The organism is Curtobacterium sp. MCLR17_059, assembly GCF_003234665.1.
Taxonomy (GTDB): Bacteria; Actinomycetota; Actinomycetes; order Actinomycetales; family Microbacteriaceae; genus Curtobacterium; species Curtobacterium flaccumfaciens.
This window is the reverse complement of record NZ_QKSU01000003.1, coordinates 63,668-77,005: the sequence shown is the minus strand read 5'-3', so window position 1 is coordinate 77,005 and position 13,338 is coordinate 63,668. Positions and strand designations below refer to the sequence as shown.

At 69.7% G+C, this 13,338-nt stretch carries 14 protein-coding genes and 1 riboswitch; of the genes, 5 read left to right on the top strand and 9 right to left on the bottom strand.

Annotated features, from left to right (window positions below):
- Nucleotides 1-84: 84 nt before the first annotated feature.
- Nucleotides 85-219, bottom strand: a riboswitch (FMN riboswitch).
- A 327-nt stretch (nt 220-546) separates the two neighbouring features.
- Both DEJ12_RS17955 and DEJ12_RS17950 read right to left on the bottom strand, forming a co-directional pair.
- On the bottom strand, nt 547-2,250 hold the full coding sequence (locus DEJ12_RS17955; protein ID WP_111029360.1) for a hypothetical protein: 1,704 nt from the start codon (nt 2,248-2,250) through the stop codon (nt 547-549).
- 87 nt (nt 2,251-2,337) lie between these two features.
- A complete protein-coding gene (locus DEJ12_RS17950) occupies nt 2,338-3,660 on the bottom strand; it encodes a hypothetical protein (protein ID WP_181433082.1) in 1,323 nt (440 codons plus the stop codon).
- A gap of 111 nt (nt 3,661-3,771) precedes the next feature.
- On the opposite strand from DEJ12_RS17950, the gene DEJ12_RS05890 reads away from it, so the two are divergent.
- On the top strand, nt 3,772-4,203 hold the full coding sequence (locus DEJ12_RS05890; protein ID WP_027466313.1) for a GNAT family N-acetyltransferase: 432 nt from the start codon (nt 3,772-3,774) through the stop codon (nt 4,201-4,203).
- A gap of 44 nt (nt 4,204-4,247) precedes the next feature.
- On the opposite strand, the gene DEJ12_RS05885 is transcribed toward DEJ12_RS05890, so the two are convergent.
- Both DEJ12_RS05885 and DEJ12_RS05880 read right to left on the bottom strand, forming a co-directional pair.
- Nucleotides 4,248-4,775: an Lrp/AsnC family transcriptional regulator gene (locus DEJ12_RS05885; RefSeq protein ID WP_027466312.1), complete on the bottom strand. Its 528-nt coding sequence runs from the start codon at nt 4,773-4,775 to the stop codon at nt 4,248-4,250.
- A gap of 9 nt (nt 4,776-4,784) precedes the next feature.
- A complete protein-coding gene (locus tag DEJ12_RS05880) occupies nt 4,785-5,351 on the bottom strand; it encodes a TetR/AcrR family transcriptional regulator (protein ID WP_071405114.1) in 567 nt (188 codons plus the stop codon).
- A 119-nt stretch (nt 5,352-5,470) separates the two neighbouring features.
- On the opposite strand from DEJ12_RS05880, the gene DEJ12_RS05875 reads away from it, so the two are divergent.
- Both DEJ12_RS05875 and DEJ12_RS05870 read left to right on the top strand, forming a co-directional pair.
- Nucleotides 5,471-6,946: an MFS transporter gene (locus tag DEJ12_RS05875; RefSeq protein ID WP_111029359.1), complete on the top strand. Its 1,476-nt coding sequence runs from the start codon at nt 5,471-5,473 to the stop codon at nt 6,944-6,946.
- A gap of 174 nt (nt 6,947-7,120) precedes the next feature.
- On the top strand, nt 7,121-7,570 hold the full coding sequence (locus tag DEJ12_RS05870; protein WP_111029358.1) for a phage holin family protein: 450 nt from the start codon (nt 7,121-7,123) through the stop codon (nt 7,568-7,570).
- A 49-nt stretch (nt 7,571-7,619) separates the two neighbouring features.
- On the opposite strand, the gene DEJ12_RS05865 is transcribed toward DEJ12_RS05870, so the two are convergent.
- Together DEJ12_RS05865 and DEJ12_RS05860 are read right to left on the bottom strand one after the other, a co-directional pair.
- Nucleotides 7,620-8,126: a hypothetical protein gene (locus DEJ12_RS05865; protein ID WP_111029357.1), complete on the bottom strand. Its 507-nt coding sequence runs from the start codon at nt 8,124-8,126 to the stop codon at nt 7,620-7,622.
- A 40-nt stretch (nt 8,127-8,166) separates the two neighbouring features.
- Entirely contained in the window at nt 8,167-8,556 is a 390-nt protein-coding gene (locus DEJ12_RS05860) for a DUF5997 family protein (RefSeq protein ID WP_017888549.1), read from the bottom strand.
- Nucleotides 8,557-8,589: 33 nt separating this feature from the next.
- On the opposite strand from DEJ12_RS05860, the gene DEJ12_RS05855 reads away from it, so the two are divergent.
- Nucleotides 8,590-9,411, top strand: coding sequence for a LysR family transcriptional regulator substrate-binding protein (locus DEJ12_RS05855; RefSeq protein WP_181433083.1), 822 nt, complete (start codon nt 8,590-8,592; stop codon nt 9,409-9,411).
- The gene (locus DEJ12_RS05850; RefSeq protein WP_111029355.1) at nt 9,408-9,878 is read left to right on the top strand and encodes a GNAT family N-acetyltransferase; all 471 of its coding nucleotides are present in this window, start codon (nt 9,408-9,410) and stop codon (nt 9,876-9,878) included. Before DEJ12_RS05855 ends, DEJ12_RS05850 begins: the two co-directional genes overlap by 4 nt.
- Before the next feature lie 212 nt (nt 9,879-10,090).
- Here the strand turns inward: DEJ12_RS05850 and DEJ12_RS05845 are convergent, their stop codons facing one another.
- From DEJ12_RS05845 to DEJ12_RS05840, 3 genes are all read right to left on the bottom strand, one after another.
- Entirely contained in the window at nt 10,091-10,771 is a 681-nt protein-coding gene (locus tag DEJ12_RS05845) for a DJ-1/PfpI family protein (protein WP_111029354.1), read from the bottom strand.
- A 187-nt stretch (nt 10,772-10,958) separates the two neighbouring features.
- Nucleotides 10,959-11,762: an HNH endonuclease gene (locus DEJ12_RS17800; protein ID WP_146249182.1), complete on the bottom strand. Its 804-nt coding sequence runs from the start codon at nt 11,760-11,762 to the stop codon at nt 10,959-10,961.
- 14 nt (nt 11,763-11,776) lie between these two features.
- On the bottom strand, nt 11,777-13,267 hold the full coding sequence (locus tag DEJ12_RS05840) for an AAA family ATPase (protein WP_181433084.1): 1,491 nt from the start codon (nt 13,265-13,267) through the stop codon (nt 11,777-11,779).
- Nucleotides 13,268-13,338: the final 71 nt, after the last annotated feature.

The following is a 13,338-nucleotide window of genomic DNA, read 5'->3' as shown; positions in this document are numbered from 1 at the left end:
TCAACGGGACTCCGGGGGCGTTCGACGATCGTCGGCATCGACGGACGGGTCGCACCCCACGGGTCGTGGGGTCGTCCTGTCCGCCCAGCGCGCCTCCCATCCGGACTTTCACCGTCGGTCCCGGAATCCCACCGGGTCAACCTCTGTCGGGTTCGCACCCGTCATCAGTTCGTGGACTGTCACCACCGGCTCGGAATTACACCGACCCCGGAGCGCTTGCGTAGTCGGAACGATACCCCAGGCCGCTGACGGCCGCGCCACGGTGGCAGCGCCGTCGTAACCGGGCGTCTCCCCCGGGCGCGGTCAGCACGTGGCACCCGCGGTGTCCGGCGTCCGCGTCCGGCGTCCGCGTCCGGCGTCCGCACTGCGACGATGCACGAGTCGATCGACGAGCGGTCCGTCGGAACATGCATACGCATCCGATGCGCCGACATGTTCCGACAGGACATCCGTCGATCCTCCGGTGTTCTGTCGTGGAACGCGCACGCCCCTCCGCGCACGGTGATGAGGGGCGCCACGGTGTGACGCCCCTCGATCACCCGCCGGTCAGTGCCGGCGACGGAGCACGAGCGTGCCCGCTCCGGCGAGGAGCAGCAGGAGCGCGAACCCGGCGGGCAGGACCGGCGAGCCGGCTCCCGTGTAGGCGAGCTCCGGCTGGCCGGCACCGGCCGCGGCGGCTGCCGCGACGGTCCCGGCGCTGGTGCGGACCCCGCTGGTGGCAGCGGTCGTGGTGGTCACCACACCCGCAGTGGAGGCCCGGGTCGGCTCGACGACGCCGACCACGCCCACCGGGATGGTCGCCGTGCCGGGCGTGGTGCCGGTGTCGGTGCCCGTCCCGTCGGTGGGGACGGTGCCCGGGTCGGTACCGGGGTCCGTACCGGGGTCGGTGCCCGGGTCGGTGCCGGGGTCCGTGCCAGGGTCGGTGCCGGGGTCCGTGCCCGGGTCCGTGCCCGGGTCGGTCCCGGGGTTCGTGCCGGTGCCGGGGGTGGTGCTGGTGCCGTCACCGACGATGCCGATCCCGTTGCCGCCGATCGTGATCGGCAGGCTGATCACCGGGGTGACCTGGGTGCCGGAGAGCAGGCCGCCGTCGCCGGAGGTCGAACCGCCGGTCGTCGGGGTCGTCGTGCCGGTGGCCGGAGCCGTCGTGCCGCCGGTGCTCGTGCCGTCACCGAGGACGCCGATGCCGTTGCCACCGATCGTCACCGGGACGTCGACGACCGGGGACACCTGCGTACCCGAAGCCGTTCCGTCCGAACCCGAGGTGGTACCACCGGTCGCCGGAGCGGTCCCGGTACCCGTGCCCGAGCCAGCAGCGGGCGCCGTGCCCGTCGCGGTCCCATCACCGAGGACACCGATGCCGTTGCCACCGATCGTCACCGGGACCTCGACGACCGGGGACACCTGCGTACCCGAAGCCGTGCCGTCCGAACCCGAGGTCGAACCACCGGCCGCCGGAGCAGTTCCGGTACCCGTGCCCGCGGCGGGCGCCGTGCCCGTCGCGGTTCCGTCACCGAGGACACCGATTCCGTTGCCACCGATCGTCACCGGGACGTCGACCAGACCGGTCACCTGGGTGCCGGAGAGCAGTCCGTCGGTGCCCGAGGTGGTGGGCGCCGACGGGGCTTCGGCAGCCGCCACCGGGGTCGCCGCCGCCGGGGCGGTCGACGTCGAGGTGCCGTCGCCGAGGACTCCGATCCCGTTGCCGGAGACCGTCACGGGGACGGTCACGGCCGGGGCGACCTGGGTGCCGGAAGCCGTGCCGTCCTCGCCCGAGGTGCTCGGAGCGGAAGCGGCAGGAGCGGCAGGAGCCGGAGCGGGGGCAGCAGGCGCCGGAGCCGGAGCAGCCGCGGGTGCGGGTGCGGCGGCCGAGACCGCGTCACCGGCGACGGCAACGGCGTTGCCGCCGACCGTCACCGGTGCCGCGACGTCCGGCACCACCTGGGTGCCCGAGAGCGTGCCGTCCTGGCCCGAGGTGCTCGGGGCAGGAGCGGTCGTGGCCGGAGCAGGCGCCGGGGCCGGGGCCGGAGCGGCGGGCGTGGACCCCGTCGCCGTCGACACCGCGTCGCCGAGCACGGCGATCGCGTTGCCGCCGAGGGACACCGGGGCGTCCACGGCGGGGGCCACCTGGGTGCCCGAGACGGTGCCGTCGGCACCGGATGTCGTGGCCGCGTTCGCCGCAGCCGTGCCGCCGAGCGTGAGCCCGCCGACGAAGAGGGCGAACCAGAGCCCTCTGGAGACGTACTTGTTCATGGTCGTACTCCCTGATCGAGATCGTCACCGACCGCGGACGCAGCCGGGATGTGTGCGTGCCTGCCGTGGCGGACAGGCGCACCGATCTCAGTCAGGGGCGACGTCGTGCTCGCCGACGACCGATGCGGGGACCGCGTCGTCGGAGAGCGTGCCGCGAGACCCCACGGCGAGGGAGACGATGTCGTCGGTCGAGCCGACGATGCCGACGGCTGCTGCGCCGCCGGAGGTCGAGGAGGCACTGCCACCGAGCACGCCGGCGTCGGCTCCGTCGAACGGGAGCCCGTGGCCCTCGCCGTCCGCGGGGACGAGCAGCGCGTGTCCGCCGAGGGTCGCGTCCTGCACATCGACGGCCGAGACGACCGGGCCGACCGTTGCCGTCGTGGCGGCTACGTCGACGGGCTCCGACGGGCGGAGTCCGGCTGCGCGGTCGCCCACGGCATCGGCGGCGACGACGGGTGCGGGTGCGGGTGCGGCGGGCACCGTGGCGCCCTGCGGGGCGACGGTTCCGGGCCGGACGGGTGCGTTCGCGACCGGCACCGACGGGACGGGCCCGGCGGACGGGTTCGAACCGCCGCCCACCGGGAGCGCGGGGACGTCGACGACGGGGGCCGTGCCTCCTGGCAGGGTGCCGCCGACGGACGGGACGACGCCCTCGACCACGTCGGGGACGGTGCCCACGGTCGTGCCGACCGAGCCAAGCGTGTCGTCGACCAGGCCCGTGACCGGGCCGGTGACGGTGCCGAGGGTGTCGTCGCCGAGGACCGTGCCGACCACCGGGACGCTGCCGACCACGTCGTCGACGGTGTCGACGACAGTGATCACCGGGCGCGCGTCGGTGACGCGTTCCACGGTGCCGGTGACGGGGCGCAGGACGTTCGCGACGGTGTCGGTGGCCGGCCTGGAGGCGCTGCTCACCTGGTCGACGACCTGTCGCACCGGGCGCGTGGCCGGGTGGGCCGCAGGGGCGGTCGTGGTCGGCTGGGCAGCCGGTGTGGTCGCGACCGGAGCGGGGCTCGACGGCGCGGGGGCTGCGGGAGCTGGAGCGGGGGCTACGGGTGCGGGAGCTGCGAGTGCGGGCGCTGCGGGCACCGGAGCCGGTGCGGGCGCGGGGGCCGGAGCGGGCGCGGGGGCCGGAGCAGGTGCGGGTGCCACGGCTTTGCGGACAGGATCCGTCACGCCGCCGACGACCTTGCCGACCTCACCGGTCACGCCCTGGACGGTGCCGCCGACGCCGTCGACGACGCTGCCGACGAGTCCGCGCTGCTCGGTCGGTGCGGCGGAGGTCGTCGCGGCGGAGGCCGGTCGCGCGCCGAGGAGCAGGGACAGCAGCACGAGGGCGGCGAGGGTCCCGACGCCCAGCAGGACGATGCGGAGTGCGGCGCGCCAGGGTGCGCGCAACGGGTGGTCCATGCGCTCACCTCCTGATCTCGGCTGCGCACGTAGAGTGGTTGACCGGCAATGTACGCCGATCCGGTCCGGAACACACCCTGTTTCGGAAGAAATTCTCAGGAAGGGCCGTCCGTGGTCTCGATCTTCAACGCTCCGACCCGCAACCTGGACATCGTCACGCTGCACGAGATCCTGCGGCTCCGCCAGGACGTCTTCGTCGTCGAGCAGGAGGCCGCGTACGGCGACATCGACGGCCGTGACCTCGAGCCGGGCACGGTGCAGTTCTGGGCCGGCAACGGTTCGGTGGACGCGACGCTCCGCCTGCTCCGCGAGCCCGACGGCACCGAGCGCATCGGCCGGGTCGCCACCGCGAAGCACGCCCGCGGCCAGGGCCTCGGCGCGCAGCTCATGGAGGCTGCGATCGCCGAGTCGCGCTCGCCGAGCATCGCCCTCGGCGCCCAGTCGCACCTGGAGCAGTGGTACGGCCGATTCGGATTCGTGCGCTCGGGCGACGAGTACCTGGAGGACCGCATCCCGCACATCCCGATGACCCGGAAGCGCTGACCCGACGGCGCTGTTCTGACCGCGCTGATCAGGGCTTTCGCGCGTCAGGCCCGCCAGCGCCGGAGCTCGTCGAAGGAGCGGCCCTGGGTGGCCCGGTCGGCGACGAGGCGTTCGAACACGATGTTCGTCTGCGTCGTCGCCACCGAGGGGTCGCCGCTGAGTTCGTCGGCGACGAAGTCGCGGAGCTGCTCGGTCGACTCGCACGCGATGTGCACGAGGAAGTCCTTGTCCCCCGCCAGGAACGACACGTCCTGCACGACGGGCACCCGCAGCAGGCGCTTGGCGAAGTCCCGCAGTTCGTGGCGGGCCGCGGCGTGCACCCGGACGGACACCATCGCCTCGATCGAGAACCCGAGCCGGGCGACGTCCACCTCGGCCCGGTAGCCGCGGATGACCCCGGCGTCCTCGAGCGCGCGGACCCGTGCCAGGCAGGTCGACGGTGCTATCCCGACGGCGGCCGCGAGCCGGTTGTTCGGGATCCGGGCATCGGCCGACAGGGTCCAGAGGATGCGCTCGTCGACCTCGTCGAGGCGCGGAGCGGGGTCGGGGCGACGTGCGGGACGGTCGGACACGGCTCGACGCTACCGCGACGGCGCGAGCAGGGCGCGGAGGGCGTCCTCGAGCGCGGCCGACACCACGGCGTCGTCGGCGGAAGCCAGTGGTTCCACCGCGGTGGACTGCCGGAGCATCGACATCCCGAGCACCACCGCCAGCGCGATCTCGGCACGGACGAGCAGTTCCTCGGACCCGGCGCCGCCGACCGTGCCCGCGAGCCGTTCGGCGTACCGGCGCAGCGTCTCACGGCGGATGGCATCGGCGCCGTCGTCGCCGGAGGACCGGAGCAGGAGCATCAGCTGCAGGGAGTCGTCGTCGGTCGGGGCGCGCACGATGTGCGTGATGATGCCCGTCAGCGCTCGTTCGAGGCCCTGCTGGCTCGTCTCCTCGGCTCCGAGGTCGCGCACGACGCGGTCGAGGCAGGCGCGGAAGAGCCCCTCCTTCGAACCGAAGTACCGGTTGATCAGGGCGACGTTCACCCCGGCGTCCCCGGCGATGTCGCGGACGGTCGTCGCGCGGTACCCGTCGAAGGCGAACCGACGCCGGGCGGCCTGCACGAGCAGGAGTCGGGTGGCCGCGGCGTCCTTGCTCATGGAGCGCAGCCTACCGGTCCTCACAGGGATGTAAGCAAGCGTTGACATGCCCTCTCGAACGCGTACGCTCGTCATGTCAGCAATTGTTTACATCGACGACCACGACGACACGGAGCACGATGACCGACACCATGCAGAGCCCACGGACCGGCTCGCACCCCACCACCGACGGACGCCGTCCGAACAGCACGGCGATCATCGTCTACCTGTCCCTCGGCGGCCTGTCCTTCGCGGTCCTGCAGTCGCTGGTCGCCCCGGCGCTCTCGACCATCGGGCAGGACCTCGGCGCCTCCACCAGTGCGACGAGCTGGGTGCTCACCGCGTACCTGCTCTCCGCCTCGGTGCTCACGCCGATCCTCGGTCGCCTCGGCGACATGATCGGCAAGCGCAAGGTCCTCATCGTCGTGCTGTCGATCCTGCTCGTCGGCGCCGTGCTCGCCGCCCTCGCCCCGAACCTCGGCGTGCTGATCGTCGGGCGCGCGCTGCAGGGTGCCGCCGGAGCCGTGATGCCGCTGTCGATCGGCATCGTCCGTGACGAGCTGCCGAAGGAGAAGGTCAGCGTCACGATCGGTCTGCTGTCGGCGATCTTCGGCATCGGCGCCGGTGTCGGCATCGTCGCGGCCGGGCCCATCGTCGAGCACCTGTCCTGGCACTGGCTGTTCTGGCTCCCCGCCGTGCTCGTCGTCATCGCCCTGCTCGGCGCGGTCTTCGGCATGCCGGAGTCCCCGGTGCGGAAGCCCTGTCGCCTGGACACGGCCGGCACGTTCGTCCTCGCGGTGTCGCTCGTCGCCATCCTGCTCGCCGTCAGCGAGGGCGAGACCTGGGGCTGGGGCGACGGCAAGACCATCGGCCTGCTGGCCCTCGGCGCCGTCGCACTGGTCGTGTTCGTCCTGGTCGAGCTCCGGGTCGCCGAGCCGCTCATCGACGTCCGGCTCTTCGCGGTCCGCGGCGTCTGGACCGCCCACGTCGTCGCACTCGTCTTCGGGTTCGCGATGTTCGGCACCTTCGTCCTCGTGCCGACGCTGCTGCAGCTCCCGACGGCGCTCGGCTACGGCTTCGGCAAGGACGTCACCCAGGCCGGTCTCTTCCTGCTGCCGACCGTCGTGATGATGGTCGTCGCCGGGCCCATCGCGGGCATCCTGGTGCGCAAGGTCGGCCCGAAGCCACCGATGCTCATCGGCGGGTTCGCCATCGTCGCCGCGTTCGTGCTGCCGGCGATCGCACACGCCGAGCTGTGGCAGGTGGTGGCCTCCGGCGTCCTGACCGGCATCGGCATCGGCATGGCCCTGGCCGCCTGCTCGAACGCGATCATCGAGAGCGTCCCCGCGAACCAGACCGGTGAGGCCATCAGCGCCAACACGGTCGTCCGGACCATCGGCTCGAGCGTCGGCACCGCAGTCATCGCCGCGCTGATCACCTCGCACAGCACGCCGCAGGGACTGCCCACCGACGACGCCTTCACCATCGGCTTTTGGGCGTGCACCGGTGTGGCGGTCGTGGCCGTGCTCGCCGCCGTCGCCGCGCCGTCGATGCGTGCCCGCCGCGCAGCGGCCGCCGCCCGTGGGATCGACGACCTCGAGGAGGTCGCCGAGTAGGGCCGTGGGCCCGACCACCCGGGAGGCCCGTCCAGCGTCGACGACGCGGGGCGGGCCTCCCGTCCGTTGCGCAACCTGGGAACGCACCGGGCGCACGCGAGCCAGCGTGACGATCATCGGACCGGTCGCGTCCTGTCAGGGGACGCGGACCGCCGCGCCCGGACAGGAGACCCCATGAGCAGCACCGACCACGACGACACGACCGCTCCCGGACGGCCGTCGTTCCGCGACACCGTGACCGCCGGACTCGTGCAGAAGGCCCTCGAGCCGGTGCTGCGCGCCGTGCGCGAGGAGGTCGCCTCGGCGCGGCGCGAGATCGGCGAGCGTGCGAGCGGTGCGAAGACCGGGCTGGTGCTCACCGGGGTGGCCGTCGGGTTCGCCCTGACGACCCTGGTCGCGCTGGCCGGCTTCGCGGTGGCGCTGCTCACCCTGGCGCTGCCGCTGTGGGCGGCGACCGGGATCACCTTCGTCGTGTTCGCGATCGTGACCGCGATCCTGTTCGTCGTCGGCCTGCGCGGGATCCGGCGGGGTGTGCCGCCGGTGCCGAAGGACACGATCCAGGCGGCGAAGCAGCGGGTGACGCACGCGGCGGACGCCCCGACGGACAGCGCCGCACGCGACTGACAGACCCGACGGACCGGCTGCGGGGCCGCGACCGCCAGCGCGCGCTCCGCTACATCGCCATGGTCATGCCGACCACGGCGACGGTCATCGCGAAGACCTCGCCGCTGCGGACGGCCCGCCGGTCCTCGCGGCCCCACTCGTACCGGAGCAGCCAGCCGCTGAACGCGCAGTAGCCGATCACGCCGGCCCCGAGCACCGCGGACAGTGCGATGCCGTGCCCCGCGTGGTCGCCGGCGACGCCCGAGGCGTGGCCCATGAGCAGCATCCCCGCCATCACGACGGCGGAGAGCGCGCGGTGGACGTCCATCGGCTCCGCGCGGCGACCGTCGGCGCGGCGGCGACGCATCACGGGCAACGGCGCGAGCAGGAGCAGGAGGGTCGCGGCGAACAGGGTCCACACCGCTCCGGCGTCGACGACGGGCATGAGCATCGCGACGAGCATCACGCCCGCCGGCACGATCACGCCCGGGCGCGGTCGGTAGCGGTCACCGACGATGCAGCACACCGACGCGAACTGCGGCACGACGAGCATGGCGTCGGCGACGGTCTCGTGCACGTGGGGCGTCCTCGGTGCGGCGGAGTGGTGCGGGGTGGGGTCAGTCCTCGGCGCGGGCAGCGGCCTTGGCGGCGCGCTCCTGCTTCACACGGGCGTTCTCGGCGTGCACGGCGGCCTGCGTCGCACGCTCACGGACGAGCCACTCGGGCTTCTGCTCGAGCAGCGTCTTGATGTCCGCCGTCGTCAGGGCGTCGTCGATCCCCGCACGGCTCAGGCCGGAGATGGAGATGCCGAGCTTCTGCGCCACGACGGGTCGCGGGTGCGGGCCGTCGCGTCGGAGGTCCTCGAGCCAGGTCGGGGGTTCGGTGCGGAGCTCGTCGAAGGCGGTCCGCGTGAGGGGAGCGCTCTGGAAGGACTCCGGAGCCGCCGTCAGCAAGATGCCGAGCTTCTTCGCAGCCGTCTCGGGCTTCATGGTCTGTTCCTGCGCCATGAGGACAAGGGTACGGCCCCTATGCTCGTCTGCATGACCGCGGCTCTCACCATCGCCTTCGTGCCGGGGGTCTCCCCCGCAAAGTGGGCCCGTGTCTGGCGGGAACGCTTCCCCTCCGTCGAGCTCCGGCTGCGGCCGATCGGCGCCGACGACGTCGACGACACGCTGGCCGGCGAGGCCGACATGGTCTTCGCACGCATGCCCGTGTCCGAGCAGCACAACGCCATCCCGCTCTGGACCGAGACGGCCGTCGTCGCGATGCCCAAGGACTCCCCCCTCGCTGAACTCGCCGAGGTCGACCTCGCCGACGCCGAGGTCCACGTGATCGACGCCGGCCCGGTGCCGGCCGACATCGACGGATCGCTCGACCTGGTCGAGGCGAACGTCGGCGTCGTCGTGCTCCCCCAGTCACTGTTCCGCGCCGCCAGCCGCAAGGACCTGGTGGGTCGTCCGCTCATGGACGCCGAGGGCACGCGCATCGCGCTGGTCTGGCGGGACGAGGACGCCACCGAGACCACCGAGGAGTTCATCGGCGTGGTGCGCGGGCGGACCGCCAACAGTTCACGCCAGCCAGGAGGCCCGGATCGCGACGACGACGGCTCGCGTCCGGCTCGTGGCGGCGCCAAGGCCGGGTCGGGTGCCAAGGGTTCGTCCAGCGGGTCGGGTGGGTCCGGCGGGTCGGGTGCGTCGGGTTCCAAGGGCGGCGCCGCGGGCGCCGGCGGCAAGGCCAAGGCGAAGTCGCCCGGCAGCGGCAAGTCCGGCGCCGGCAAGAAGTCGAACACCGGCAAGGGGCCGACACCCGGACGCGGCAAGATGCGCGGCAAGCCGAGCCGGGGTTCCAAGGGCAACCGATGACGGACACGCGGCTGGCACCGATGCCGGCCACGCGCCTCCCGGCCTGGCTCCAGCGCACGATGGCCGAGTACGTCGAGTCCCGGATGCAGGCGGGCGAGACCCGCGAGCAGGCCGAGGCGAACGAGCAGCAGTCGCGGGACCGCTGGTTCCCGGGCGGGTCCCCCGCTGACGGGCACCTCGTGTGGGACGTCACCGACCAGGACGACACCGTCATCGGGTACCTGTGGATCGGACCGCTCACGCCGGGGAGCACCGACTGGTGGGTGTTCAACGTCGAGATCGACGAGGCACACCGGCGCCGTGGGCACGCACGGCGGGCGCTCGAGCTCGGGCACCGCGCCGCTGCGGAACACGGCGCGACGAGCATCGGGCTGAACGTGTTCGGCTACAACACCGGGGCGCAGGAGCTCTACGCGGCGCTCGGGTACCAGGTGACGTCGGCGCAGATGCGGAAGCCGCTGGTCTAGCGCGCGGCGGCCGGGCGGCGGCGGCTGCTGCTGCGGCTCCGCGGCTGCTGCGGCGGCCGCGGCTGCGGCTGCTGCTGCGGCTGCTCGGGTCACAACACCCCGCGTGCATGGCCCCGAGCGGTCACGAAGTGTCGACTGGCCGCGCGCGGAACGACGTGTCGTGACCACTCGGCGGAGACCAGCGGGGATTCGTGACCGTCCGAAGGTCCGCGTCAGCGCAGGACGGCTGCGGCGGCGCGGGTCACCCTCGCGCCGCGCGACTCCTCGGCTACTGCGCGGGCCCGGGTGACGACGACGGCGTCGGCGCGCTCGGCCGATCCGTGGTCGAACGGCGGTTGCGGGTCGTACTCGATCTGCAACTGGATCGCCTCGGCCGCGGGCTGTCCGGCGAGCTCGGCGGCGAGCCACAGCGCCATGTCGATGCCCGCGCTCACCCCGGCGGCGGTGACGACGGCACCGTCCCTTGCGATCCGAGCGTCCACCGGCTGCGCGCCGAAGGCCTCGAGCATCGGCTTCGAGGCCCAGTGGGTGGTAGCGCGTCTGCCGGCGAGCAGCCCGGCGGCGCCGAGCACGAAGGCACCGGTGCACACCGAGGTGACCCACGTCGCGTGCTCGGCCTGGCGCCGCACGAAGGCCACGACGTCCGGGTCGAGCATCGCGTCGAAGGCACCGTCACCACCGGGCACCACGAGCACGTCCGCGGGGCCTGCATCCCTGATCGTCACGGTGGGGACGAGCGCCAAGCCGCAGTCGCTCGGCACCGGGTCGAGCGTCGCCGCGACGTACTCGACGCGTGCGCCGGGCACGCGGCTGAGGACCTGCGCCGGACCGGTCAGGTCGAGCTGGGTCAGGTGCGGGAACAGCAGGAACGCGATCCGGATGTCGTCGGCCATGTCGTGACCATAGTCCCGGGGTTCACGTGCTCGTGCTCGTTCCTGCTCGTGTGCCTGGGCTGGGCTGGGCTGGGCTCGCCTGTCAGCTCCAGACGCCGGAGGTCCCGCGCCGGTGGCTGCCCATCAGGTGGGTGTCTACGATGTCGGCCCCTTCCGTCGGCGTTGACATCGTGCTTGGTCGATCGAATCAGACACCCCAGTCGATTTCACGAGCCTTCACCAACCAGGCCCCGTATGACGCGGCCTCCCAACAATTGAGCCCCTTTCTCGTGAGCCGCGATTTAATTCTTTCGACGAGGACACTCTCGATGCTGCTCAACGGATAGTGGGACGCTTGACGCATTAGGTCACCCTTCAGGACATAAAACTCATCGAGAGCAAGCAACTTGTAGCGAGAATCTAGATCGGATTCCGAGAAAAAGATAGACAATCGAGCCCACTGACTATCAGTGTATCCCGGGTGGCGAATAGCCTCGAAGACCAGAGACTCGGGGTGATTTATATCTATAACGCGCGCATTTAGCCAGTGCTCATGAGCCGCCCATTTGTCGAAGAACGGACTTAAGCCCACAAAATTTCGACCTACGAGGCGATCCATGTTGCAGTCACGACAACAGGGCACCAAGTTCAGCGGCTCGACTGACAAACGTGGATGTTCTGATTTCGGCACGGTGTGATCGAGAGTTTTTGCAACGTTGATTCTGCAGTAAGGGCAAAGGCCCTCCGCCGCGTCAATTAGTTTTCCGCGAAGAGCTTTCCCCGGCACGCTCCCAACAAGACGTGTCTCGTAGAGCCACGTCATATCCTCCTTCACGATAGGCGAGAAGGTGGTTGGCATCACACCCCCGGGGCTTCCGGCCAAAACGCTGGCCCTAAATGCGACTTCATCCGACTCAATGACAGCCTCATCTGCATCAATCCGACCCCTGCGAGCTGCACATGCAATGCCTGGAACTATCTTTTTACGCACTTCGCTTCCCGTCAATTGCACGGGAGCCAATAATTTCAAAGTACGCGCTCCGATTTGAGGTACATGGAGCGCAGAATAAGCTTGGCCTCGTCCCCAATTTCGCCGCCCAAGGAAGCCAGGGCGGCTTGGTAATCCGTGTTACGCTCGGCCGCCCCAGCGAGGATGCTGTGATATCCAGACTTGACCATGCTCAAGCCAAATATATCCCGAGTGAGAACCCCCACGTTCTCTCCAAAGGTTTCGGCTTCAGGCTGACGCACACCGGTATGGCCGTCGACGTTCCATAACTGCCATGCACACTGTCGCGGAACCTCCTGCAGGACCACTGGTGAGTGGGTCGCCACGAGTGCAAGTCCATTGATCTCCGACATCAGAGTTGACAACGCACGAGTAAAGGCCCCGAGAAGTGGTGGGTGCAAGTGACTCTCGGGCTCGTCGAGAAGCACCAGCGTGCGCTCGTCACAGAAACGCACAAGGTTCGCGAGGGTGAGAAGGACGATTTTATGGCCCGAACTCAGCGACTCGTAGTTCAGGTTCTGCAATGCCTCCGGGTTCGCGATATCGTGCGATTCGAGCACCGTGTCGGCTTCCGCCAGTAGCCGAAAGAGCCGAATGAGCCGACGAGCTCGATACTCTAAGCACGCCGCGACGAGCTTCGAAAAAACTTCCTGCTGCCCGATATGCGCGGTATTCCCTGCGTCAATCCAGGGAAGATGAACATTCTGCACTCGAAATTGTGCCTGATCGAGGTCTGAACGCTCCTCATCCTCAAATACATCAAACGCGCTGAAGCTCACCGAAACGACGCCGGAAATCAGCTCGCGATCGCGAACACTGAGGAATTCGGGTCGGTGCTTCTCGGGGTCGCTATTGTCAAGGGCCCATCGTACGTTCTTCAGCGCAGTCGTCTTACCTGCTCCGTTCGCTCCGATAATGACGTGCACGTTAGTAGGCAGAGAATGGGATGAGTCCGCCTCAAAAGCCATCAACGGAGAACTGGATTTGTCTTCTGGCCGAAGATAGTAGGTTAACGAGAACTGTTCATTTTTCTCCCCGCCCTTCAATATCCGGCGGAACTGATTCTCGACGGTAGGAATTGAAACGGATCGAAACAACGACTTCCGGACCACGTCTTCGAGGAGGAGGTCTTCTATGTTTCCGTCAAATTGCGTGAGATCCTGAACAGCTTCAAGAAACTCTCGGGCGGTATCGAGGTCCGTTTGACCGACAAGGTTCGCGTAAAATTCCGGATCTTGCCCTACCGAGAAGTACGAATCATCCAATTGATCGAACACTGCCGCGAGTGGGGTGAAATAGGTTTGCCCGAAAGCCCCATCAGACTTCATCCCCCTCTGACCGATCTTCGTGAGTCCGATGGAATGTCGTTGGGCGCCGTCCGCTATCTCTACCGCAAATGTAGTTCCGAAGCCATAGTCATCCCATTCACTTCTCGTCAAATGGACGACGATGTCCCCAATTGACCACGTTGCAGTCTCAGAGTTATCTACGACAAAAATGAGTGCCATCGATCGCGTCCCTCTCATTGAACTGGAGCACGATCAACTCTCGAGCAGCCAACGTGCGTACCATCAGTACA

What these genes read in the sequence shown, in the direction of transcription:
- DEJ12_RS05875 (WP_111029359.1), top strand. Translation starts at nt 5,471, where the DNA reads ATGACCGACACCATGCAGAGCCCACGGACCGGCTCGCACCCCACCACC.
- DEJ12_RS05880 (WP_071405114.1), bottom strand. Translation starts at nt 5,351, where the DNA reads ATGAGCAAGGACGCCGCGGCCACCCGACTCCTGCTCGTGCAGGCCGCC.
- DEJ12_RS05870 (WP_111029358.1), top strand. Translation starts at nt 7,121, where the DNA reads ATGAGCAGCACCGACCACGACGACACGACCGCTCCCGGACGGCCGTCG.
- DEJ12_RS05840 (WP_181433084.1), bottom strand. Translation starts at nt 13,267, where the DNA reads ATGGCACTCATTTTTGTCGTAGATAACTCTGAGACTGCAACGTGGTCA.
- DEJ12_RS05860 (WP_017888549.1), bottom strand. Translation starts at nt 8,556, where the DNA reads ATGGCGCAGGAACAGACCATGAAGCCCGAGACGGCTGCGAAGAAGCTC.
- DEJ12_RS17950 (WP_181433082.1), bottom strand. Translation starts at nt 3,660, where the DNA reads ATGGACCACCCGTTGCGCGCACCCTGGCGCGCCGCACTCCGCATCGTC.
- DEJ12_RS05845 (WP_111029354.1), bottom strand. Translation starts at nt 10,771, where the DNA reads ATGGCCGACGACATCCGGATCGCGTTCCTGCTGTTCCCGCACCTGACC.
- DEJ12_RS17955 (WP_111029360.1), bottom strand. Translation starts at nt 2,250, where the DNA reads ATGAACAAGTACGTCTCCAGAGGGCTCTGGTTCGCCCTCTTCGTCGGC.
- DEJ12_RS05855 (WP_181433083.1), top strand. Translation starts at nt 8,590, where the DNA reads ATGACCGCGGCTCTCACCATCGCCTTCGTGCCGGGGGTCTCCCCCGCA.
- DEJ12_RS05850 (WP_111029355.1), top strand. Translation starts at nt 9,408, where the DNA reads ATGACGGACACGCGGCTGGCACCGATGCCGGCCACGCGCCTCCCGGCC.